This is a genomic window from Paraburkholderia terricola, from assembly GCF_003330825.1.
GTDB lineage: Bacteria > Pseudomonadota > Gammaproteobacteria > Burkholderiales > Burkholderiaceae > Paraburkholderia > Paraburkholderia terricola.
On sequence record NZ_CP024942.1, the window covers coordinates 2,316,875 to 2,340,148 of the forward strand.

At 64.0% G+C, this 23,274-nt stretch carries 23 protein-coding genes; 19 read left to right on the top strand and 4 right to left on the bottom strand.

The window, feature by feature from the left end:
• Positions 1 to 40 precede the first annotated feature (40 nt).
• From CUJ90_RS29000 to CUJ90_RS32950, 12 genes are all read left to right on the top strand, one after another.
• A complete protein-coding gene (locus CUJ90_RS29000) occupies positions 41 to 733 on the top strand; it encodes a DUF2968 domain-containing protein (RefSeq protein ID WP_114164423.1) in 693 nt (230 codons plus the stop codon).
• 389 nt (positions 734 to 1,122) lie between these two features.
• On the top strand, positions 1,123 to 1,281 hold the full coding sequence (locus CUJ90_RS32720; RefSeq protein WP_161553733.1) for a hypothetical protein: 159 nt from the start codon (positions 1,123 to 1,125) through the stop codon (positions 1,279 to 1,281).
• Entirely contained in the window at positions 1,265 to 2,257 is a 993-nt protein-coding gene (locus CUJ90_RS29005) for a GlxA family transcriptional regulator (RefSeq protein WP_114164424.1), read from the top strand. Before CUJ90_RS32720 ends, CUJ90_RS29005 begins: the two co-directional genes overlap by 17 nt.
• Positions 2,258 to 2,676: 419 nt before the next feature.
• Entirely contained in the window at positions 2,677 to 3,678 is a 1,002-nt protein-coding gene (locus CUJ90_RS29010; protein ID WP_114164425.1) for an FHA domain-containing protein, read from the top strand.
• On the top strand, positions 3,675 to 7,733 hold the full coding sequence (locus tag CUJ90_RS29015; RefSeq protein WP_114164426.1) for a TOMM system kinase/cyclase fusion protein: 4,059 nt from the start codon (positions 3,675 to 3,677) through the stop codon (positions 7,731 to 7,733). Before CUJ90_RS29010 ends, CUJ90_RS29015 begins: the two co-directional genes overlap by 4 nt.
• A 34-nt stretch (positions 7,734 to 7,767) precedes the next feature.
• Positions 7,768 to 8,133 carry a BMA_0021/BMA_0022 family TOMM bacteriocin gene (locus CUJ90_RS29020; protein ID WP_073429160.1) on the top strand — a complete coding sequence of 122 codons (366 nt, stop codon included), beginning with the start codon at positions 7,768 to 7,770 and terminating at the stop codon, positions 8,131 to 8,133.
• 1 nt (position 8,134) lies between these two features.
• On the top strand, positions 8,135 to 8,488 hold the full coding sequence (locus CUJ90_RS29025) for a BMA_0021/BMA_0022 family TOMM bacteriocin (RefSeq protein ID WP_073429159.1): 354 nt from the start codon (positions 8,135 to 8,137) through the stop codon (positions 8,486 to 8,488).
• A 111-nt stretch (positions 8,489 to 8,599) separates the two neighbouring features.
• Positions 8,600 to 10,822, top strand: coding sequence for a TOMM precursor leader peptide-binding protein (locus CUJ90_RS29030; RefSeq protein ID WP_114164427.1), 2,223 nt, complete (start codon positions 8,600 to 8,602; stop codon positions 10,820 to 10,822).
• 681 nt (positions 10,823 to 11,503) lie between these two features.
• Positions 11,504 to 11,704: a hypothetical protein gene (locus CUJ90_RS29035; RefSeq protein ID WP_073429157.1), complete on the top strand. Its 201-nt coding sequence runs from the start codon at positions 11,504 to 11,506 to the stop codon at positions 11,702 to 11,704.
• A gap of 248 nt (positions 11,705 to 11,952) precedes the next feature.
• Positions 11,953 to 12,525 carry a TIGR01841 family phasin gene (gene phaP, locus CUJ90_RS29040; protein ID WP_114164428.1) on the top strand — a complete coding sequence of 191 codons (573 nt, stop codon included), beginning with the start codon at positions 11,953 to 11,955 and terminating at the stop codon, positions 12,523 to 12,525.
• A gap of 163 nt (positions 12,526 to 12,688) precedes the next feature.
• Positions 12,689 to 13,432: an acetoacetyl-CoA reductase gene (gene phbB / locus CUJ90_RS29045; RefSeq protein ID WP_114164429.1), complete on the top strand. Its 744-nt coding sequence runs from the start codon at positions 12,689 to 12,691 to the stop codon at positions 13,430 to 13,432.
• Between the two features lie 28 nt (positions 13,433 to 13,460).
• Positions 13,461 to 13,619 (top strand): hypothetical protein, encoded by a 159-nt coding sequence (locus tag CUJ90_RS32950; protein WP_167363311.1) that lies wholly within the window; start codon positions 13,461 to 13,463, stop codon positions 13,617 to 13,619.
• A gap of 90 nt (positions 13,620 to 13,709) precedes the next feature.
• Here CUJ90_RS32950 and CUJ90_RS29050 read toward each other — a convergent pair whose 3' ends face one another.
• Both CUJ90_RS29050 and imuA read right to left on the bottom strand, forming a co-directional pair.
• Positions 13,710 to 15,179, bottom strand: coding sequence for a Y-family DNA polymerase (locus CUJ90_RS29050; protein ID WP_176035839.1), 1,470 nt, complete (start codon positions 15,177 to 15,179; stop codon positions 13,710 to 13,712).
• A complete protein-coding gene (imuA, locus tag CUJ90_RS29055; protein WP_114164430.1) occupies positions 15,109 to 15,816 on the bottom strand; it encodes a translesion DNA synthesis-associated protein ImuA in 708 nt (235 codons plus the stop codon). Before imuA ends, CUJ90_RS29050 begins: the two co-directional genes overlap by 71 nt.
• 294 nt (positions 15,817 to 16,110) lie before the next feature.
• Here imuA and CUJ90_RS29060 point away from each other — a divergent pair, with 294 nt between their 5' ends.
• Complete coding sequence (locus CUJ90_RS29060; protein WP_114164431.1) at positions 16,111 to 17,112, top strand: SDR family oxidoreductase; 1,002 nt, start codon at positions 16,111 to 16,113, stop codon at positions 17,110 to 17,112.
• A 21-nt stretch (positions 17,113 to 17,133) separates the two neighbouring features.
• On the opposite strand, the gene CUJ90_RS29065 is transcribed toward CUJ90_RS29060, so the two are convergent.
• A complete protein-coding gene (locus CUJ90_RS29065; protein WP_114164432.1) occupies positions 17,134 to 17,787 on the bottom strand; it encodes an NrsF family protein in 654 nt (217 codons plus the stop codon).
• Complete coding sequence (locus CUJ90_RS29070; protein ID WP_114164730.1) at positions 17,784 to 18,311, bottom strand: sigma-70 family RNA polymerase sigma factor; 528 nt, start codon at positions 18,309 to 18,311, stop codon at positions 17,784 to 17,786. Before CUJ90_RS29070 ends, CUJ90_RS29065 begins: the two co-directional genes overlap by 4 nt.
• A gap of 266 nt (positions 18,312 to 18,577) precedes the next feature.
• On the opposite strand from CUJ90_RS29070, the gene CUJ90_RS29075 reads away from it, so the two are divergent.
• The 6 genes from CUJ90_RS29075 to CUJ90_RS29100 all read left to right on the top strand — a co-directional run bounded on the left by CUJ90_RS29075 (position 18,578) and on the right by CUJ90_RS29100 (position 23,266).
• Positions 18,578 to 18,898, top strand: coding sequence for a BufA1 family periplasmic bufferin-type metallophore (locus tag CUJ90_RS29075; RefSeq protein WP_114164433.1), 321 nt, complete (start codon positions 18,578 to 18,580; stop codon positions 18,896 to 18,898).
• A gap of 13 nt (positions 18,899 to 18,911) precedes the next feature.
• Entirely contained in the window at positions 18,912 to 19,802 is an 891-nt protein-coding gene (gene bufB, locus CUJ90_RS29080) for an MNIO family bufferin maturase (protein ID WP_114164434.1), read from the top strand.
• Position 19,803: 1 nt separating this feature from the next.
• Entirely contained in the window at positions 19,804 to 20,580 is a 777-nt protein-coding gene (locus CUJ90_RS29085) for an HvfC/BufC N-terminal domain-containing protein (protein WP_244220062.1), read from the top strand.
• 8 nt (positions 20,581 to 20,588) lie between these two features.
• Positions 20,589 to 21,068, top strand: a complete 480-nt coding sequence (locus CUJ90_RS29090) for a DoxX family protein (protein WP_374710329.1) — start codon at positions 20,589 to 20,591, stop codon at positions 21,066 to 21,068.
• 449 nt (positions 21,069 to 21,517) lie between these two features.
• Positions 21,518 to 21,877 carry a hypothetical protein gene (locus CUJ90_RS29095; RefSeq protein WP_114164436.1) on the top strand — a complete coding sequence of 120 codons (360 nt, stop codon included), beginning with the start codon at positions 21,518 to 21,520 and terminating at the stop codon, positions 21,875 to 21,877.
• A 93-nt stretch (positions 21,878 to 21,970) separates the two neighbouring features.
• Positions 21,971 to 23,266 (top strand): TolC family protein, encoded by a 1,296-nt coding sequence (locus tag CUJ90_RS29100; RefSeq protein WP_114164437.1) that lies wholly within the window; start codon positions 21,971 to 21,973, stop codon positions 23,264 to 23,266.
• Positions 23,267 to 23,274: the final 8 nt, after the last annotated feature.

The following is a 23,274-nucleotide window of genomic DNA, read 5'->3' on the forward strand; positions in this document are numbered from 1 at the left end:
GCGGGCCCTCACCGGATTTTTTAACAATACGATGCAACCCATGAACCAGATATCGCATAACCGCGTGCTCGCGCTCGCAGCTTTTGTTCTCATTGGCATTTGCACCGGAGCCCATGCACAGTCGTTGTCGGGCGCGGCGTCGGCGCCGCCGAGCGCACCAGCAGAAGAAGGGTTCATCACCGAACAGACAGGCGTGCCGCCGGCGGGCGATATCGCGGAACTGCAACGACTCACGAATAGCAATGCACTCGACGTGCTGCGCGCGTCGCGCAACGGCAGCTATGGCGCTGATCTTCTATTCGACGGCAAGCTCGGCACGTACTACGTTGCACTCCTGCAGCAACGAGACTTCTGGCGCGTAGTGAAGACGCAGGACGAGCGGCGCGCACAGGCTGTCTACGTCACGTTCTCGCGGCAGGCCGAGCGCCTGGCGGAAGTCGAGATGCGTCGCATCAAGCTGGAAGCGCAGAAGGTGCAGACGGAACAGCGCCTGGCGATCACGCAGGCGAAGCAGAACCGTCTGCAGGCGGATATCGATATCGCCAGGGAACAACAGACGCTCGCAACGAGCCGTCAGGAGCAGGCACGCAGTGAACTGACGGGATTGCGCGCGCAGCAGGACGCGGCCCAGGCGCAGTTGCGCGAGACGCAAGGTCAACTCGGCAAGCTGCAACATCAGCTCGATGCGGGACTGCCTGCCGTTCGGAGGAAACGTGGTTCGACGGGCTCGTGAGGTTCAACGGGGTGGCGCTGGCGGCGCTGCTTGATTCATTCGCACGATCGATGCGAGGGCGTCGCGCCTTCGTTGCGGGTGGACGACGCGCTGAAAGCCTCTGAAAGCAGGCGATCGCACGTCTAACCCCAATGTGAACCTCGCCTTTTGCCACAATCCCGCCGTCGTGTAATCACGTGTAATTGATCGGGCAAGGCCTCGGGACTAGTTTTAAGTTCTAGCGAGTGCTTTCCCGGATCGGCCGGCCTCCAATCATGACCGAGATACCCGTCGGCGAAACCCGCGCCGACAGTATCGGCGGTTAAATGCCGGCAATCTCTCGCTACCGCTCGCAAGAAATCCCGCATTGACCACTCCGTCCAGTAACTCGAATTGGAGGAGATTCAAAAATGGAAGCAGTCGTTATTGCACAATCCGAATTTATTGCGTCGGCAAATAAAACGAATATAAGAAATTGGTCAATCGAGGCAATTCCTATCGGCGCATTTAACCCGGAGCGCTTTGCAAGCCGTCATACTCCGGGGCAAAAGAATGCAGCGGGCTCATAGTCCGCCGTGCTGCTCGCGGCAAACAACCGTGCCGGGGCAAACGAGCAAAACCACTCGCGTCGACATAGCGTTGTTCGACGGCTTTGCGCTGCCGGAGGTCGCAGCGATCATCGAGATCTTCGAAAAGGCGAACGCGCTCGCCGTATCCCAGCGATCGGGTTCCGCACGCTATCGCGTCTCGCTGCTTTCGGCTGCGGGTGGCCGCATCGCGAGTTCATCGTCCATTTTCGTCTGGACCCAGGACGTCGCGTCGCACCGCGGCACGAACGACACGCACCTGCTGTTCATCGCGGGCGGGGCCGGCGCGCAGCAGGCGTGCCGCGACGAACGCCTCGGCAACTGGCTGCGCCGCAGGCATCCGTTCAGCGAGATGGTTCATCCGATCTCGGAAGGAAAACTGCTTCTGGAAGCGGCCGGGCTTCCCAGTCGATCCATTCCGGTTCTCCACCGCCGCAATGAAGCGGGCGGCCTTTATCCGGTGCTGCTGAGCGAAGTACCCGATGCCGTGCCCACGGCACTGCGCATTGTCGAAGCGGATCTCGGCTTTGAACTGGCGCGGCGGGTTGCCGAATCGGTCGAGCCGCGGCACGAGACACCCTTCGACTCATCCATTACGCGCAGCGCGGCGCATCGGGTCAGCGAGAAGATCCTCGCGTCGGCGCGCTGGCTGGACGCAAACGTCGACCGGCCCATCTCGATCGACGACGCCGCGCAAGTCGCGGCAATGAGCGAGCGCAATTTTCTGCGGCGTTTCAAGCGCGAAATCGGCATGACGCCCTCCGAGTATCTGCTTCGCGCGCGTCTGAACATGAGCTGCCGGATGCTCGTTGAATCGCGTTTGCCGGTCGATAAAATCGCGCGGCGTTGCGGGATCGGCAGCGGCGGTCAGTTGGCCAAGCTGTTCAGAAAGTATCTGGACACGACACCCACCGACTATCGGCTACGCGAAGAAGCGTCTTCAGGCAATTTGTCCTGAGCGCGGATTCCGCCTCTGCGCGCGGGCAGGTAGTAGCGGAGGCGCGGGGCGCGGTCCAAAACATCTTCAGCCGAGCCGAGCAGCGTTTTTTCAACCCGGTTTTAACGATTCATTCGATGCCGCGAATCGTTTATGCGGAATAGATTTATTTAAAATTTTCGCTTAGTAAAGTTTGACAATTCTCCTCCTGGCAATTTGCTAACATGAAAACTCAGTGCTAAAGGTTATTTAGAAAAATGCATGGCGACTAAACGGTGATTTACAAAGCAACTTGCGGAAATCGTTAGGAACGTTGTTCAAAACCGATTTAAGCCACTATGTTCAGTACTGGCGTCAGCGGCATTTCGGCATGAAGTCCGCCGGCCCGGCCGCTTCGATTTGCCAGTCGAACACCGGGCGAACCTATCGCGGGGCGGCGCATGGCAACACTCAAGAACCAGGCTTCCGGAGAAGCGTGCCTGCTGCACGCGTACCACGTGTTCGGTCGCGACGCCGCACGCTGCGACACGGTCGTTCGCGATCCGTCGGTCTCCCGCGTCCACGCCCATATCTGTTGGAACGGTGGGCAATGGGAACTCTACGATCACAGCAGTAACGGCACGTCGATATCGGGCGCATTGCTGCGCAATGGCGAACACGCGGTCCTGAAACAGGGCGACGTGATCCGATTCGGAAAGCTGGGCGTCGCCCCCTGGCGTATCGACTCGCTCGACGACCCCGCCGATACGCTGTGGCCCATAGGCGGCGCGGTGCAGCCGATCGTGCTCGAAGCGAGCCATCTGCTGCTCGCGAACGTCACCCCGTCGATTGCGATTTTCAAATCACCCGAAGGCGAATGGTTCTGCGACGACACGTCGCCGCCGCGTCTGCTGCGTCACGGCGACGAAGTGTGCGTGGGAGACGCCGCCTGGCGTCTCGCGCTGGCGCGTAGCGGCTCGACGTCGGTGCTGACGTTGCCCGGCGTTTTTGGGGGCGCGACGCAACGGCTCGACTTCCTGGTTAGCCAGAACGAAGAGCACGTGCGCGCGCTGCTGCATATCCGCGGTGGCACGGTCGATCTCGGCGAGCGCGTCCATCACTACAGCCTCGTCATGCTCGCGCGAGCCCGCTCGGCCGACATGCATGCGGGCCATGAAGCCGCCGCGCAAGGCTGGATCGAACTCGACGAACTGGCGCGCATGCTCGGCCTCGACCCGTCCCATGTCAACGTGCAGATTCACCGCGCGCGGACGCAATTCGCCGCTGTCCCCGGACTCGACGCGAGCCAGCTCGTCGAACGTCGGCGCGGCAGCGTTCGCATGGGCGACTTCCCGTTTCGCGTCTTTCGCGGCGAGCAGCTCGAATGCGAATCGGTGTCGAGCGCGCGGCAGCGCATCAACCTCCACGGCCTAACGGCAAACCCGGTCTTACAACCCGCATGAACGCCAGGGAAGCGCCAGTGTCGCCACCGTACAGCATGCCGCAGACGCTGGAGCCGCAACACGCCGGTTCGCCGGCCAGCCACGCCGCGCCGTTCACCGAGCTTGCCGGCACGTGGCGTTACCACGTCGGCCCGATGCTGGGCGAAGGCGGAAACGGCGTGGTCTATCGTGCAACCCGTAGCGACACGGGTCAAGACGTCGCCATCAAGCTCATTCGGGAAGACGTCACGAAGACCTCGGCCGAGCGCGCGCGCCAGCGTGCGCGCTTTCGACGCGAGACGCATCTGTGCGAAGGGCTGCATCACCCTCACGTGGTGGCGTTGCTCGACAAGGGCGAGGCGCCTGACGAGCGCCTCTTTGCCGTCTTCGAGTTCGTGCCCGGCCGAACCCTGGGTGACTGGCTGGCTTCCGAGGGCGCGCTGTCGGCCGTCGATACCGGGCGGCTGATGACCGAGGTGCTCGACGCGCTCGCGGTCGTGCATCGGCACGGCGTCGTTCATCGGGACCTGAACCCGCGCAACATACTGATCACGACGGCGGACGACGGTCCGCACGCGAAGATCCTCGATTTCGGCATTGGCGCCGCGTTGCCTGGCGCGGAGCGCATCGAAGGCCAAGCCTCGACGCAGGCGACCGAAGTGCTGGGCACGCCGCAGTATTGCTCGCCCGAGCAATTGCGCAACGAGGCGCCGACGCTCAAAAGCGATCTGTATGCGTGGGGACTGCTGGTGATCGAATGCCTGACGGGTCGCGCGGTCATGCAAGGCGCAAGCGTGGCCGAGATTCTTTATCAGCAGCTCAGCCCGGTCGACATCGCGTTGCCCCCGTCGATCGCCTTGCATCCGCTTGGCTCGGTACTGCGCCGGGCGCTGAACAAGAACCCGGAGCAGCGTGCCGCTTCGGCGGACGAACTCGCGGCGCAATTCCGCACGCTCAACTTCGCGGCGCTCGTCGGCGAATTCGACTCCCGCGAGGCGAGCGGCCGGATTCGCACGGGCACCCTCGCGCCGCATGCCGGAAGCACCGGCACGATGGGCGTATCCCGGCAGATCACCACGCTATGCTGCAACGTCACGATCGCCGGAGAAGGCCCGCAGCGGCATGCGAACGCCGACTACCGCGATACGCTCGACGGCTACGAGGAGCGCTGGTTGACCAGGTGCACCGATATCGCCGTGGGCTACGGCGCACAGGTGGGCGGCCGGCTCGGCGACACACTGCTGCTCTATTTCGGATTGCAGGGCGATATCGACCGGCCCGCGCGCCGCGCGGCACGAGCGGCGCTCGAGATGGTGAGGGAAGCCGCGCGCGCCCGGCTGACGGAGCCGCGGGCCGCAAGTGCGCGGCCCAGCGAAGGCTGGCGCGTCGAGGTCGCGGCGGCTATTCACGTCGGCCAGGTGCATGCCCGCGCGTCGCTGATGTCGGGCGTCTCGACGCCCGCCGCGACGTCCAGACTGCTGCGCCTCGCGACGCCGGGCCAGATCCTGATGAGCGACGATGCGCGCCTGGCGCTCGAGCGCCACGTCGATTATCGGCCGACCCCGCTGCACCTGCCTCGGGCGGGCATGATGCCGCAGCGCGTGCATGAACTGCTCGGCGAACGCCGCAGCACCATCCCATTCGACTGGCTGGACGACGGCGCGAGCGCGCCGATGCTCGGTCGCGACCGCGAACTCGATGTATTGCTGCGCGCCTGGCACGCGACGCGCGCACGGAATCTTCGGGAAAGGGCGGGCGAGGGCGCTTCGCACGACCCTTCGACGCTGGTGGTCGGCGAGGCGGGAATCGGCAAGTCGCGGCTCGTCCATGAGCTATGCGAGGCGGTGCAAACGCAAGGTCATGCGTTCGCGTATTGCGCCTGCTTGCCGGAACGGGCGAATCATGCGCTGTTCCCCATACTGCGCTTTATCAGCGCCCATTGGCGCATCGAGGCGGACGGTCCCGTCGATCTCGCCCTCGCGGCGATCGACACAATGATCGCACCGCTCGCGTGCGACCACGTGGCGGCACGCGCGGCGCTTGCCGCATGGCTAGGGCTGCCGTGCGATGCCCGCGGCTTTCTATGGTCGAGCGTGCGCGAACAGCAGGCGCTGTTCGACGTGCTGGAACAACTGATCGTCTCGCTTGGCGACGGCGCTGAGATCCTGCTCGTCGTCGAGGACGTTCAGTGGATCGACCGCTCGACCCAGGATTTTCTGGAGTCGCTGCGCCGCTCGCCGCGGGCCCGGACCGTTTGCATCGTGCTGACGTCGCGGCCCGGCAACCTCGAGCGCTGGCGTGCCGGCACGGAACACCTGGTGTTGCGCCGCCTGTCGCGCAACGACGCGCAGCGCCTGGTCTCGGCACTGTTCGAGCAGAAGTCGCTGGATGCGGCTTCGCTCGGCCTGCTCGCCGAGCGCACGGCGGGCATCCCGCTCTTCATCGAGGAAATCGTCCGCGAGCTCATGACGAGCGGCGCGACCACCGAGCCGGACGGCTTGCTGTCCGGACTGCGGGCAACGGACCCGCATCCGCTTCCGGTCAGTCTCGGCAGTCTGCTCGGCCTCATGTTCGACCGGATCGACGAAGCGCGCGACACCGCGCAGCTCGCCGCGACCATCGGGCTCGAAGTGGATGCGCAACTGCTCACCGACGCGTCGCCGCACGAGCCCCGCACACTCGACGCCCATCTACGGCTTCTGATCGAAGCGCGGATTGTCTACGCGCGGCATCGGCTCGACCGCGTGTTCTACACGTTCCGCCACGCATTGATTCGCGACGCGGCCTATGAATCGATGCCGCCCACCCTGCGACGCAGCAACCACACGCGGGTAGCCCGCGCATTAGCCATGAAAACCGATCGTGGTACTGGGGCGCAACCTTTCCGCGTCGCTCAGCACTTCGCGCATGCGGGCGTCTTCGCCGAGGCCATCGGCCATGGCATCGAGGCCGCGCGGCGCGCGCTCGACCGCTCCCTCTACGACGACTCGATCCGCTACGCGCAGTCCGCCTGCGACTGGCTGGACAAGGCCGACTATGCGGAGCGCGAACACGACAGCGCCCACCTTCACTCGACGTTGACGCACGCGACGATGGCGCGCTTCGGCTGGGCCGATCCGCGGGTGCGTGAGCACGCGGAGCGGCTCTTGCGGCTGGTGCTGACGCTCGGCGATCAGAAGCTCGCCATCGGCGCGTTGTGGACGCTGTCGACCTATTACCACGTCGCCGGCGACCGCGGCACCGTACAGCGCATCAGCATGCGGCTCGACGAGCTGGCGGCCGATTGCGGGGATCCCGGCGTGCGGGTCGCAGCCGATGCGATGCGCGGCATGAGCCTGTGGATCGACGGCAACTATGCGCGTGCGCGGGACGCGTTCGAGGCGACGCTCGCCGGCTACGACGTGCGGCGCGACGCGGACCATCGGCGCATCCTGGGACTCGATACGCGCGCCTGGACTATGGCGTCGCTCGCGAGCGTGCTCTGGTGCGTCGACGACGCGCCGCAGGCTGCGCTCGCGATGGGACGCGAGGCCGTGTACCGCGCGACGTGCCTCGACCATTTGCCGACCCTCGGCGTCACGCTTCTGTACCTAGCGCGCACCCAGCAGTGGGCCGGCGATCGCGATGCCGCGCGTGCCACATCGGAGGCAACGTTGCGCCTCTCGCAGGTTCATCAACTGCATGCGGTCAGGCACTACGCCGCGATCATTCACGCATGGACCGAAGGGGACCGCGCAGGCGCCGTCGCGCATGTCGGCGCGCTGCGGCAATCGGGCGGGATGCTCGGCCTGACCTACTACGCGTCGCTGATCGCCGAGATCGATGCGGAGCGCGGCGACTACGAGGCCGCGCTAGGGCAGGTCGAACGATGTCTCGCGCTGTGCGATTCGATCGGAGAGCGGTATTACGAAGCGCAACTGCTGCTGAAAAAGTGCGAGTACCTGCGCCGGATCGATCCGCGCGGCAATGGCGCCGCCGCCATGCATGCGTGCCGGCGCGCATTCGAAATTGCAACGAAGGCGGGCATGTCCCGCATCGTCAAGAGCGCTGAAGAGACGTTGAATTCATTGCCGTAAGTGGTCCCATTCCTTCTTTCAGGAGAGAAAACCGATGACTCAGAATCTTCGCTCGCCGACCTACGAGCAGTTTATCGAATACCGAGCCGTGATCATCAAGGCAATTGCCACGGCATGGCACGATCAGGCGTTCTTCCAGGAGTTGACGAAGCATCCTGTCGAGACGTTGAAGAACCGTTTCGGATACGAGTATCCGTTCAAGATCGACTTGAAGGTGCACCCGGAGTCGGCGACATGGACGCCCGCCATCAACGGCGGCTGGACCACCCAGCAGACGAACAGGTTCACGCTGGTCCTGCCGCCGGCACCGGCGAACCAGGAGCAGCACGCGCTCGCGCTCGCCTTTTACAACGCGAAACACCTCTACATCATGGATCACCACATCCAACCGGGAGTTTGAGATGGCAATGGACAACGCGACCCCAACGCTCGAATCGATGCTGGAATTCCAGCAGGTCTATCTGCGCGCAATCGCGCTTTCGTGGGAAGACAAGAGCTTCCGAAACGAATTGCTGAAGAATCCCGCCGATGCGCTTGCCCGGTACCTGGACTACCGATGCCCGTGGCTGATCGATCTGGAAGTTGTCGATCCGGGCGGCGAGTACGGATGGGATGAACACAACCAACGCTGGAACCTGCCGCCCAATACCATGACCGTCGGCATACCGGCACGGCCGGAGCTTCCGGGCGAGGAAGCCGTCGCGCTCGCGGCCTATAGCGACGCCGGGCCGAACTACGTCTTCACCTGCTGCTGACGCAGCCGGTCCGAGCCCGCACGGCGATGCGGTCCGCGCCTGGCGGGCGGGCCGGCATCGGCGGCGCGGGCACGCTTTCTTTCGCCGTCTCCTTGCACGGAACCCGACACGATGCTCGACGATTTTTCGCGCGTGCTGCGCTTCAAGCCGCATTTGCTCGTGCTCGACGCGGGCGCCGAGAGGCTGTTCGTCGTCGACGAATTCAAGCGCACGATGCTGTCCGGCGCCGTCTTCGTGCAAATCGCCGCCTGCTTGCGCGCGCGCATGACGATCGGCGAGATCATCGCAGCGCTCGCCGTGACGTTTGGAGAGTGGCAGGTGCTCGCGGCACTCGATCATTTGGTACGTCGAGCCTACGTGCGCGCCGACTCGCCTGGCGAACACGATGCGGCGCGCGGCTTCTTCGAGCGCATCGGCCTGGATGGCGACGCCGCTTGCGAGCGCCTTGCCCGCAAGCGCGTGACTGTCGAAACGTTCGGTGTCGACGACGCGCCGCTTAAACACGCACTGGCGACAGCAGGCATCGACATCGAACCGGATGCCGCGTTGACAGTCGCCCTGGCCGATTCCCATGACCGCGACGATCTCGCCGAATTGGCCGCACGCGTCTCGCTGCGCGGCGGCGCGCTGCTCATCGTGGTCGCCCATGGTGTGCAGCCGCTAATCGGCCCGCTGCTGGTTGCCGATACCGTGTGTGACAGCGCGCCTTGCGTCGAATGCGTCCGCTATTGGACCCGTCTCAACCGGCCCGTCGAGGCGCTGCTCGCGCGCCATCACGGGCGCGCCGCGGCGCGCCTTCCGGCGGCCGTCTCGCGCGCGGGCGCGGCGGCTACGGCAGCGCTGGTCGCGGCAACGATCGAGCAGATAGCGGTCGACCCCGCTGCATCGGAGCGCGCGCGAACGCACATCGTCTCGTTGCGCCTCGACACGCTGGCCACCGCGCGGCATCGCGTGAGCAGGCGGCCTCAATGCCCGCGCTGCGGCAATCCCGCATGGATGCGCGAGCAGGCGGCGCGCGCGCCACAGCTTGCGGATGACACGGCGCTCAAGCGCGACGGCGGCGGCTACCGCAATGCCGATGCGCAAGATGTGTTCGAGCGTTACGCGCATCTGGTGTCGCCGGTCAGCGGGCCGGTCGCCTATCTCCATCCCATGCCGAAGCGACACGCCGGGCTGCGCAAGGTCTATGCGGCCGGTTTTCTCGTGTGTCCCGCGGGCGTGCCGCGCGACAATCGCTTCGACAGGGTCTGCTCCGGCAAGGGCGCCACCGACACGCAAGCGCGCGTGAGCGCATTGTGCGAGGCGCTCGAGCGTTTCAGCAGCGTCTATCAGGGTGACGAGATGAGGGTGACCGCATGCATGGAAGACCTTCTCGACGATCCGCCTATCCACGTCAACGATCTTCAGCAATTCAGCGCACGCCAGTTCGACGAGCGCGATGCCATCAATGCGTTGACCGACGATGTTCGAAAACAGGTGCCGCGGCCTTTCTCGCCACGTGACGTCATCGATTGGACTCTCGCGTGGTCGCTCGTCACGGACGGGCGCCGGCTCGTGCCGTTGAGCTACTGCTATGCGGAAACGCCCGAGAGCGCGCAGCCCAACGTGCCGTGCGTGCACAACCCGAATGGCTGTGCAGCCGGATCGTGCCTCGAAGAGGCGATTTTGCAAGGCTTGCTCGAGTTGATCGAACGCGATGCCGTCGCGATCTGGTGGTACAACCAGGTACCCCGTCCCGGAATCGATCTGGCGAGTTTCGCGGACCCGTATTTCGATGCGCTCGTGCGTGAATACGAAGCGCTCGGTTGGCGTCTCTGGGCGCTCGACATCAGCCATGACCTGGCTGTGCCGACGGTCGTCGCGCTCGCGGAAAATACGTCCAACGGACGGTTCTCGATCGGCTTCGGTTGCCATCTGGACGCGCGTATCGCCACGCAGCGAGCGCTGACCGAAGTCAACCAGTTGCTCGATCTCGCAGCCGACGGCCCGCCGCCCTGGGATCACGCGAAGCTATCGCGCACCGAGTTTCTGTATCCGGCAAATGACGTGCTCCGCACGACGAGTTCGACATGGCCGCCAGTCGATGCGGGTACGTTGAAGGCGGCGGTCGAATACTGCGTCGCGCGAATCGCCTCGGCTGGAATGGACGTGCTGGTTGTCGATAAGACGCGGCCCGATATCGGCTTGCCCGTGGTGCAAGTCATCGTGCCGGGTCTTTGCCATTTCTGGCCGCGCTTTGGCGCGCGGCGTCTTTATTCGGTTCCCGTGCGCATGGGATGGCGCGAGGCGCCGCGCCGCGAATCGGAGTTGAATGGGGCGTTGTTGTTTCTTTGAGGTGTTTGTCGTTTTGCAGTGGCTGTTGTGGTTGTGTTCGTTCGACTAACAGGCGGCCCTGTGTTCATGTTCGCTGAACATGGACACGTGGCCTCTGTGAATCAAAGTCACGGCGGAAGGGTGTCGATAAACGACCCTTCGCCTGCGCTTTGCCGGTAGTAACCGTGGCCCTTCGCGACAGCGAGGAAGTCGAGGCTTATGCCTTTTACGAGTAAAAATTATGAAAACAAGCGACTCGCATATCAGCGTAATAATTATTTCTTAATTGCGGTATATGAGGCGGCCCATAAGGCGGCCATGTCCGATAAAGACAATGCTAGCCTATAAACGCCATATTCAGATATGAATCATCGCGGCTCGAAGGCCCATTGTTGGACCTGCCAACGTCACACGCCGGCATGCCACGATGCCGCCAGAACCCACGCCCATCAAGGCGCACCAGGTCGCCGCATTCAACAGGGAAGACGCCCCCGCACCGCCATTCATATGCAGAATAAATAACCAGACGAATTAAAAAAGTATGGACCATATTGCAATTGAAAATTTAGCGGTTATGATGACGTCTCCGTAAGGATTTCCCGAACGTTTGCTTCGCAAATGAGAGGGGAAATATTTCCCGTCATTTGCCGCCGGAACGGTAATTAATGCTTCCGGACCGACAGATTAAATCGAGGAGACACAATGCTAAGTCCCCATGAATTCGCCACCCTGATGCTCCTCAAGGACGCGCCCGATCAGATCGACCTCGAGCGCGTCGAACTCGACACGCTGCTGGAACGTCAACTCATATCGCTCGAGCGTCTCGCGTCGGGCCATCCCCGTGCTCATGTCACGAGCGAAGGCGCGTCCATTCTCAAGGCGGTCGCGCGTAGGCGTTATTGAATTGCGGCGTGTGCCGCCGCGCCACGCGGCGAGCGCGCTGAAGAAAGTAAGCGAAGTGGCTTTAGTTGGACTTTAATGTGTAAGTGCCCCTGGTTTTAACGACCCTCCGAAGTATTCGCGACGCATGCTGCCTGGCAGGCGTCCTTGCGCTTCGGTTCATCCATCATCGCCATTCGTCGTGCGGCATCCGGTCACATCCGAATCGATCGGGCTTTGTGCGGCGAATTGAATCCTGAGGAATTTCAATAATGGCTCTATCGAGTCCCGAGCAAATCGCCGCATCGCAGAAAGCTGGCCTCGACGCATTCTTCGGATTGACCGGGAAGGTCTTTGAAGGCGTCGAAAAACTGGTTGCGTTGAACCTGCAGGTCGTCAAGTCCACGCTGGCGGAATCGCGGGAAAGCCTGACGAAGGCGCCCGGCACAGCGGAGCCGCAGCAGTGGTTCACGCTGCAAGCCGGTTTCACCGCGCCGCTCGCGGAGAAATCACTGGCATACACGCGTCAACTGTTCGACATCGCGTCGACCACGCAGGCGGAGGTCGCGCAACTCGCGCAGACGCACTGCGAACGGTACAACGCAAACCTGCAGGCACTCATCGAGGAAGCGGCGAAGAGCGCTCCCGCCGGTTCCGAAGCGGCGATCGCCGCATGGAAGTCCGCGATCAGCGCCACCGCCACGCTGTACGAATCGCTGCAGAAGACGGGTCAGCAGGCCGTGGAAATGGCCGGGACCAATCTCGAAGCCGTGACGGCCTCGGCATCCAAGTCCGCCAAACGTAGTGCCGAGTCGGCTATCGTGGCCGCGAGCGCGAAGCATTAAGACCCACGCGGGCAGCAATGCCCGCGTTATCGGTTCCAACTTTATTGACAGCATTCCTTTTAGCCACTCTGGCGAGGAATCCGGGCATTCCCATACATCCCATTTGACTGAAGGCGGTGTTGCTCCCGACAGGCACGCCGCCGGTAATTGCGAGGACGATTCAATGGCAAAGCAGATCGCGTTGGTAACGGGTGGCATGGGTGGACTGGGCGAGGCGATCAGCATCAAGTTGCATGACGCCGGTTACGCGGTCGCCGTCACCTATTCGCCCGGCAACACCGGTGCGAACGAGTGGCTCGCACGCATGGAAGCCGAGGGGCGACAGTTCCGCGCGTATGGCGTCGACGTCGCCGACTACGACTCCTGCGAAAAATGCGCGGCGCGGATCAAGGCCGAAGTCGGACCGGTCGACATCCTGATCAACAACGCCGGCATCACGCGCGACGCCAGCTTCAAGAAACTGGACAAGGTCAATTGGGACGCGGTCATCCGCACCAACCTCGATTCGGTGTTCAACATGACGAAGCCCGTGTGCGACAGCATGGTCGAGCGCGGCTGGGGCCGCATCATCAACGTGTCGTCGATCATCGGCTCCAAGGGCGGGTTCGGCCAGACCAACTATGCGGCGGCCAAGGCCGGCATGCATGGTTTCACGAAATCGCTGGCGCTCGAAGTGGCGAAAAAAGGCGTCACGGTCAATACGATCTCGCCCGGCTATATCGCCACGAAAATGGTAATGGCCGTGCCCGAGGAAATCCGCGAGACGAAGATCGTTCCGCAGATTCCGGTCGGCCGGCTCGGGCAGCCGGACGAAGTTGCCGCGCTCGTGCTCTACCTGTGCTCGCGCGAAGCGGGCTTCGTGACCGGCGCCAACATCGCGATCAACGGAGGGCAGCACCTGCAGTGAACCCGAGAGATCAGCAATGGAGGTTCCGATGAGTGAAGCAGTGGCAATCGTCGTAGGTTCATTCGTGCTGGTGACGGCGACAGCATTCGTCGTCGCTCACTATCGCCGGGAGCAAATGCGCCGAAAACTGCTTGGACGGCTGGCTTATCATCGCGACGCGTACGGCCTGGGCAGCGCCCGGCGTTGAGCTTACGCTCTCGCTAACCTGTGATGAAGATCGGGTTGACGGCGTTCCTCGCGCAGGCGAGGCGCCGTCGAAGGCCGTATTCGTGGCGCTTCATCCGAACAGGCCATGAAGGAACCATCGCTGCTCTTCTTCCGCATCGCGACTGCTCATGCGCTCGCGGTATATCCAGAAACAGCTTTGGTCTTCACCCTGAGCGACGAAATAATCGCGCGTGACGAGTTCGCCATCGAACCACCCGCTCTCGATGCGTTCGCCAGGCGACACGAGGCGCAGCGCCGAACCGTAAAACGGGCGGTGTTTTCGCATTAGCAGGCGCACGGGTTTCTCCAGCAGCCAGGTGGGCCGCGGAAGCGCTTTCGGCAACCGCGTGCTTTCCGACGTGCTGCGAACCGGCACCCATCGGTTGGCGATTTCGGGCCGGTAGTCCGCCGTTGGCGCGGGCCTGAGCACGTTGTCCTCGCCGAGCCTCGCGACCAGCAGCTCGACGAGACGGGCGTGGTCCGCGGCGGAGCCGCCGGGCTCGGGAAACAGCGTATCGGATGCCGGTGCGGCGGGCTGCACGTTCGATGCATCGAGCCGCAGCGCGATAACGGGGGCGGTCAGTTCAATGCGGCCAAGACGCTCCCTGACGAGCCGGACCAGATGATCCTCCCGCCATGTCGGCTCGCCCAGGGCAATCTCGATGGGCGTCGGCTCGATGGCCTGCCTGCCGCGCTCGTGCTCGAGCAGAAGCGTCGCGCCCGTCAGCGCCAGTTGCTTCGCGCACAGCCAGCCGCACAGTTGCACGATGAGACGATGCGCACCGAAAAGCGCCGCTTCCGCATGCTCGATACGGTCGGGCATTTCAATGCGGGCGGAAAACGTGGGAGGGAGCGCCAGCCATTCGAACAGTTCCGGCGCCGTGCCGAAAGCGCGGTCGAGCGAGTCGAGCAGATGTTCGCCGCAACGTCGTTGCAGACCCGCGCGCGGCAGCCGTCTCACGTCGGCAATCGTTTCGCAGCCAAGGCCGGTGAACCAGTCGGCAAACGGCCTGATTTCCGGCACTGACTGCAACGGCAGCACCGACAATTGCCGTTCCAGCGAATCGACCTTGAGCACGCGCCGGTTCCGGTTCCTCGCGAGCAGCCAGGCGCCTTGCCCGGTCGGCGCGGCGCTTATCCGCGCGGTCAGCCCGATGGCTTCGAGGATCGCTTTCGCTTGCCGGCATACGGCGAGCAGTCCGCCAAAGAGACGCAGGCTCGCGCCGATGTCCACCACGACAACCGCCTCGTCGAGAACCGCGACATCGGGTGAGAACCGCATGAGCGCCACGGCGACCTCGCGTTGCGCGGCATGCTCGCGGCCGGCGTCGCGTTCGTAAATCTCGATCTCCGGCGCGAGCGTCAGCACGCCGCCGCGTTTCATGCCGACCCGCACCCCCGCGGCCCTGGCGACGCCATCCGCGATGAGCACCTTGTCCCGTTCGAGAACCACGCAGCCGTGCGCGGGCTCAGGCAGCCACTTCGGCCGGAAGACCTCGAGCTGCAACCGGGGCAGGTGAACGGCGAGAAATACGCGCATGGTGCGAAAACAGAACAGGTGTGGGTTGCAGGGGAATGGACAGAGGCTCTGCGCGTGCCGGACCTCGTCGCTTCGTGATGTCGACGGTCAGGCCGTCGCGTTCGGGCCGCAGCGCCAGCCGTAAAACCGCGGGAGAGGCATCCTGTGCCGACGCCAGCGGGCGGATCATGAAGAACAGCGTTTCCGAAGACTGGGCGGCCAGATGCAGCCGCCGCAGCGACGAGGTCTGAACGTGTTGCGCCCAGAACAGCAGTGCGCCGCAACTGCCGGCGCGCAGAATCTGCTCCGCGGCCCAGAGCGCGTCGGCTGTCTTCGGAGCCTGGACAACCATCAATTGTTCGGACGACAACCCGATGTATTCGAGGCCCAGGCCGTTCGGTACGTGCGGCGGCTGCACCATTGCAATCGGCCGCTTTTCCATTTCGCTGAGCGCGGGGCGCAATAGCCGCATTTCGCCCACGCCGGCCTGCTGCACCAGCAGGTCCACCAGCGCGCCGACCGGCCATCCGCCGCCGGGCAATTCCGCCGACAGCGCGGGATAGCCGGTATCCACGATATGCCCCCGGCTGCGCGCAAGCTGCGACGCCCGCCATAGCGACGGGTGGATGGCTTCGGGGACGGGCGGCGCGGTGGTCATTGGAGTTGCGGAAAAATCACTGTATGCATGTACAGTATCCTACACGGATTTTCGTAGCCACGAACAGGCACTTTTTTCGGGAAATTTTCAGGGAGAGGGGCGCTGGCACGGCCATTAGAAAACCTCACGCCACTCGCCACTCGCCACGCGAACTACCCGAATGCCCAATCGCATCCAGACGACAAAATCGTCACGCCTGAACGCATGGCACGCCGCATGCAACGCATGCAGCACGAACCTGCCAACTCAAAACCCACGCGAACCCACCCGCATTCACCGTCGACCGGAGGAACCATGTGGCGCAAGCTTGCTCGACCGCGAATCGTGGTGCTCACCGGCGCGAGCGCGGGCGTGGGTCGGGCTACCGCCCTCGCGTTCGCGCGTCGCGGCGCGCATGTCGCGCTGCTGGCGCGCGACCCCGCAGCGCTCGACGACACGGCAGCGCAAGTGCGCGCATGCGGCGTGCGCGCGTTGCCGATCGCACTCGACGTCAGCGACGCCGACGCCGTCGAAGCCGCCGCCGCGCGCGTGGAAGCGGAGCTGGGTCCGATCGACGTATGGGTCAACAACGCCATGCTCACCGTGTTCGGACCGATGGCAAGCCTGACGCCGAAGGAGTTCGCGCGGGTGACGGACGTGACCTACCTCGGTTACGTCTGGGGCACGATGGCCGCGTTAAAGCGCATGAGCGCGCGCAATCGCGGTTGCATCGTCCAGGTCGGCTCGGCGCTCGCCTATCGCGCGATTCCGCTGCAATCGGCCTATTGCGGCGCGAAGCATGCGATCCGCGGCTTTACCGACGCATTGCGCTGCGAACTGCTTCACGATCACAGCCGCGTCCATCTGACGATGGTGCAAATGCCCGCATTGAATACGCCGCAATTCGACTGGGCCGAGAACCGCATGCCCCACGCTCCGCAGCCGGTGGCGCCCGTTTTTCAGCCGGAAGTCGCCGCGCGCGCGATCGTCTGGGCGGCAATGCATCGTCGGCGTGAGGTGTATGTCGGGATATCGACGGTGAAGGCGATTGTCGCCAACCAGGTCGTGCCCGGCTGGCTGGACCGATATCTCGGCCGCACCGGCTATCAGGCGCAGCAAAGAGCCGCGCCGGCAAGCGATGCCGCGCCCTCGAATCTATGGCAACCGGTTGCCGGCGCGCATCGCGCTCATGGTCCATTCGACGGCGAGGCGAAGCATTACAGCAGCGCACTATGGCTCGATACGCATCGTCCGCTTGCGCTTGCCGCCGCGCTGACCCTTGCCGCGTTGACATGGCGGCGCTGGCCGCGCCGCTAGCCGGCGTGGCTGGCCGGCTCGTCAGTGCAGCGCGATCCAATCCAGCAGCCGCTGACCGTACCGGCCGCTCAACGCCAGATAAAGCGCGGCGACGCCGAGGTTCCACAGCAGGATCATCGCGGTCGCGTCGAGAGGATGGAAAATCGACAAGGCCACCGCGGTCATTGCAGCGACCGCGAGACTACCCGCCATCACGACCGGTCCCGGCTCCAGCCGGGCGGCGTGGCGCAGCATGATCAGCATCACGAGCGATAGCGGCATGCCGACCAGTACCAGGGTCGCGAAGCATCTTGCCGTTTCGCCGACAGACATGCCTTCCGGTCCGATCGCGATCCAATTGGTCAGGCAACCGTAGCCAATCGTGGCGACCCACGTGAGCGCAGCCGGTCCCGGTAACAGAAGCCAATGGCGTGACCGGCCCGGCACGCTGGCAATCAATGCCGCGACGGCGGCCAGAATGCCGGTGGCCGTGGCCGCGGCCATGCCGATGACGAACAGCGGCTGATGCAGCTTGACCGCCAGGTCGGCGCGCACTCCATGCGCGACACCGACGAAGAGCATCACAACCGCGGCAAACAGCAACCAGCACGCGGCTCTCGCCGCTGGCGAGCGCAGACGCCGCACCGGCGCGGCATCCGCGGCGAGCACGTCGATCAGGTCGGAGGTGCGGGTCATGATTTGCTACCTCGCTGCGGGAACCTCTCCCGTAATCGTTTCATGGCCCGATGCGTGGCGACTTTCAACGCGGCAACCGACGTTCCGCTTGCAGCCGCGGCTTCTTGCAGCGACATCTCCTGCAATTTGAGCATGCGCATCGCGTCGCGTTGTCCGACAGGCAATTGCTCGATTGCTTCCCTGACCAGGCGGGCATTCACCGTCTCTTCCTCTAAGTTCGCTTCATCGGCGGCAAAGGTTTCCAACTGATTTTCCGTTGACGATTCATGCGAGCCAACACGGCCGCGCCGGCGCAGACCGTCGACGATGCGCCGGTTTGCAATGGCGACCAGCCACGGCCCGAACGGACGCGAAGGATCATACGTGTTGCGCACGGCGTGCACGGTCAGCAGCACATCCTGAACCGTGTCCTCGATGTCGTCGGCGTTGCGGATGTGTCGTGCCGCGAGCGCACGAAGGTAGGGCGTGATGTCCTGGAGCAACCGGCGATAGGTCTGGGCGTCGCCCATTTGCGCGCTGGCCATCATGGCGGACCAGTCGAGTTTGCCGTCGGCGCGACGGGTCGCCGGCGCTTGCCGAGCGGCCGGCGCGATCGACGCCAGGCTCTCTCTTTCGGAACCAGGAACGGGACTCGGCGGGGGGGGATGCCGTTGCATGCTGAAATTTTGTGGCGGGGAGCCCGGATTGTCACGCGGAAAAAGTTTGAGCGGACCGTAACCTTTTGCGGCGCTCGGCCGAACCTTCCTGCACGGCCCACAATGTCCGGCCGCAACCCTCAGGAGGATGCGTGATGAACAAACACAGGATGACGGCCTCGATCTTGTCTTCGGCAATCGGCCTGGCGCTCGCCATGCAGATCGCGCCTGTTCAGGCCCAGGCCATGAAGGACATGAGCGCGATGCCGCAAGTCGTGAAAGACAACATGGCCCGGATGGAAGCGAACAAACTGCAAAAGTGCTACGGCATCAACGCCGTGTCGAAAAACGACTGCGCTGAAGGCGCCCATTCCTGCGCCGGACAATCCACCCAGGCGCGCGACCCCAAGTCATTCGTTTTGCTGCCCGCCGGCGATTGCAGCAAGATCCAGGGCGGCAAGCTGAAGCCGGCGTGAGGAAGGAAGGGTCATGGATGCCGCTTCCGGCGCCTCGCACTATGCCCACGGCCTGATTCCGGCGTGCGCCGGCGTCGGGCTGCGCTTTCGGCACCATCACGAAGTTGTCGAACGGCATCCGCCCGCCGCCTGGTTCGAGGTGCATCCCGAGAACTACATGGGCGGCGGCCTCGCGCCAGGATACCTGGATGCGATTCGCCGGGATTACCCGATCTCGCTTCACGGGGTGGGCCTTTCTCCCGGCAGCGTCGAAGGCCTGGATGCACGGCATCTCGAGCGTGTGCGCGCCGTCATCGAGCGGGTCGAGCCCGGCCTCGTTTCTGAACACCTGTCATGGAGCGTAAGCGCCGGCGTCTATCTCGCCGACCTGTTGCCGCTGCCGATGACGGAAGAAGCGCTGACCCTCGTATGCAGTCACGTCGACCAGGTGCAGACCTGTTTGCGGCGGCGCATTTCATTGGAAAACCCGTCCACGTATCTGCGTTTTCGCCACTCGACTATTCCTGAGTGGGCGTTTCTCGCCGAGGTCGCGCGGCGCACGGGATGCGGCATCCTCTGCGACGTCAACAACATCTATGTCAGTGCCGGCAATCACGGCTGGAACGCACAGGTTTATCTCGATGCCTTGCCGCCCGAATCGGTGACCGAGATTCACCTGGCCGGACACAGCGTGCGTCAGCTCGACGAGGGCCGAATAATCCGCATCGACGACCACGGCTCACGCGTCGCGCCCGCCGTGTGGGACCTGTTCGAACTGGCGCTCAGGCGTTTTGGACCGGTTCCCACGCTGATCGAATGGGACACCGATGTGCCGCCGCTCGAGGTTCTGATGGAAGAAGCCGCGCTTGCGGATGCCGCTATCGGGAGGCAGGGAAATGACGACTTGTGCGCCAACGCTGCATGACTTGCAATGCGCGGTGCGCCGGGACTTGCTTGGGCTTGCCGATGGCGATGCAGCCGCGTATGTGATAGCCGATGGCCTCGCTCCGCAGGCGCGGCTCGCGATTTATCGGAACACGGCGAATAGCACGCTGCTTACGGCATTGCGGCTCACTTATCCGGCCGTGCGGGCTTTGGTTGGAGACGAATTCTTCGAAGGCGCGGCTCGACTTTTTATCGAGCAATGCCCACCGTCGAGCGCGCACCTGGATAGCTACGGCGACAGGTTCGCGGATTTTCTGGCGCGGATGCCGGAAGCGGCGTCGCTCGTCTATCTGCCGGATACCGCACGACTCGAATGGGCCGTGAATGAGGCGCTGCACGCAGCCGACGCAACGCCGCTCGATCTACGCCGCCTCGAACAACTGGATGAAGCCGGCATGCAAGCCGTACGGTTTTTGCCGAGTCCCGCAATACGAATGATGGAGTCGGCGTTTCCCATCGACGCCATCTGGCACGCGGTATTGTCAAGGGACGATAGCGCGTTGGCGGACATCGATCTGGCGGCTGATCCGGTCTGTTTGTCTATCCAACGGGCACCTTCCGGCGTCGAGGTGAACCGGATGACGAAAGGGCAATACCGCTTCACGGCTGCGTTGCTTGCGGGACGCCCTTTGCATGACGCCCTGGCCGATGCGCCGGACGCTGAAACGTCCGTCTGGCTCGCACACCTTCTTGTATCTGGATGCCTTGTCGATATCCGTCTGTCGAACGAGGCATCCAGCCGAACAGCCGAGAGGTAGCCCCCATGATGCCGGAATCTCGATCCGCTCATCGCAGTTCGATACTGACTGAGCGCATCCTGCGCACCGTGGGATGGCTGGAGCGCGTGCCGTATACGGTTCTCGCGCTTCCACTGAGGCTTGCTGTCGCCACGGTCTTCTGGAACTCGGCGATGACCAAACTGGCCGACTGGAATGCCGCGCTCCAGTTGTTCAGGGAAGACTATCGACTACCGTTGCTGCCGCCCGAGCTTGCCGCCTACATGGCTGTGTCGATCGAACTGACCGCGCCTGTGCTGCTTGTGCTCGGCCTCGCGACGCGACCCGTGGCATTCGTCCTGCTCGGCATGACAACGGTCATCGAGGTGTTCGTGTATCCGCAGGCATGGCCCACGCACATTCAATGGGCCGCGATGCTGTTGGTCCTGCTGTGCCGGGGCGCCGGCAAGTGGTCATTGGATCAATGGTTATTCAGACGCCTTGGCATCCGCTGCGCATCACGCACATGACGTGGCATACGCCCGGCCCGCCGCCACGATAGCAATGGGTCGAGCATGTCGCTGCGATGACCAGAAAGTCATTTCGGCGTCACGGCTCGTTCAGGCGCCGCGCTCCATCATCCAGAGATGAAGACACCATCCATAGCCCGTGTTCGCTTCGTCATTGCAATAGCGACGGCTGTCGTCGCGCTCGCCGGCTGTCAGAGCGCGGCCACGTCGAGCCGCTCAGCCGTCGTGAGCGGCCCGGCCGTGAGCCCACGCTCGGGCGACTCGCCGCAATTGCCGAAGTCCTATCCCTGCCAGAACCTGCACGTGAAAATGCCGGGTTGTCCGCCGAGATGACATGGGCCTGGCGCGCGAATTGCATCGCCCAAGCCCGCTGCCGGCTGCGTGCGACAAGTCACGCCGGCGACACATTCCCCGAACATGGATGAGACCGCTCCCGTATAATTCCGGCCATGAAATTGCTCCGGACATTGCTCCTCCTGCTGCTTTGCGCCGTGCTGCCCATCAGTGGGCTGGCGGCGAGCGGGTTGACGGGAGAATGTCCAATGCCGATGAGCATGGGCGCCGACGAGGGCAGTGCGATGTCTGCGGAAATGCCTGGGTGCGAGACCATGAAATCGTCGCAACCCGAGAAAGCCAAGGGCTTCTGCAAGGCAACGGCGCAATGCCAGCTCGGCAGCCTGTATCACCCGGTCTCCCGTACTGAAGTCACCCGTCCCGCCGGCCTCTCGATCCCGGTTGCTTTCCACTACGCCGACTCGCTGCCCGTCCGTGAACCGGCCGGCCCCTGGCGACCTCCTCGCGTCATCTAATCCCTTTCTGACAGGTTCACCGCGTTCGCGGTGAGGGTCGTCCTGCGTTCAGGACGTGGATTCCCTATGGGAGTCCGCCGTTGGGGTTCGAACATGCCTTTAACCATTGGCGCGCCGTCATGCCGGCGCGCACCCTTGCGCGTGCATTGGCTGTGCGCCGCGCTGATTCTCGCGAGCGCCGCCGCGCGCGCGCAGCAAGCACCCGTCACGCTCGATGCGGCACTTCAGGCCGCCACCGACCGCTCCGCCGTCATGGCGGCGGCGCAGGCATCGGTGCGCGCCGGTTCGGAAGCGGCCGTGCGGGCCGGCCAGTTGCCCGATCCGATGCTCAAGGCCGGCGTCGATAACCTGCCGGTGAACGGGCCGCAACGATTCACCATCGGTCAGGACTTCATGACCATGCGCCGCGTCGGCATCGAACAGGAATGGGTATCCGGCGACAAACGCCGGCTGCGCTCCGCGCTCGCGAACGGCATGGTGGATCGCGAGCGGGCGGGCTATCTCGCGCAGCTCGCGAACACCCGTCAACAGACGGCCGCGGCGTGGCTGAACGCGGTCTATGCAAAGAAGGCGGTTTCGCTGCAGCAGGAACTCGTTGAGCACATGAGCCATGAGCTGGATGCGACACGGGCGTCCTATCGTGGCGCGAAGTCGACCGCGGCCGACGTGACCCAGGCGGAGGCGCTGCTCGCTCAGGCCCAGGACCAGATGCTCAAGGCCCGGCAGACCTTGCAGACCGCACTCATCGCGCTGTCCCGCTGGACCGCGAGCGCCGTTGCGGATGTGAGCGGCGAGCCGCCGGCGCCGCAGTCGTATGTGTCAGCGCTGCCGCCTCAAGAACTGAGCGAGGTGCAGCCGGTGCTGGTCGCCGCGTCGCGCGACATCGCCGTGGCCGACGCCGACACGGCCGTCGCGAACAGCAACCGCAGCCCCAACTGGACATGGGAAGTCGCCTACCAGCAGCGCGGCGGCGGATTCTCCAACATGGTGTCGGTCGGGGTCAGCATTCCGCTGCCGATCCATCGCAAGAACTATCAGGACCGGGACGCGGCCGAGAAAGCCGAACTCGGCACCAGGGCGCGCCTGCTGTACGAGGACGCGCAACGGCAAGTGACAGCGGATATCCAGACTCAGTCCGCGACGCTGGCCAGCGGCCGCGAGCGCATCGCCAATCTCACGCACGCGCTGTTGCCGCTCGCGGAGCAGCGCGTGCGCCTGGCGGTGGCGGCGTACAAGGCGGGCACCGGTTCGCTCGCGGACACGTTTGCCGCGAGACGTGCGCAACTCGACGCCGAGCTTCAGGTGCTCGACTTGCAGCGAGACGTCTCGCAGACCTGGGCGCAACTGGAATACCAGGTCGTGCCTGCCTCGATGTCCGTCAGTCAGTGAAGGAGAAC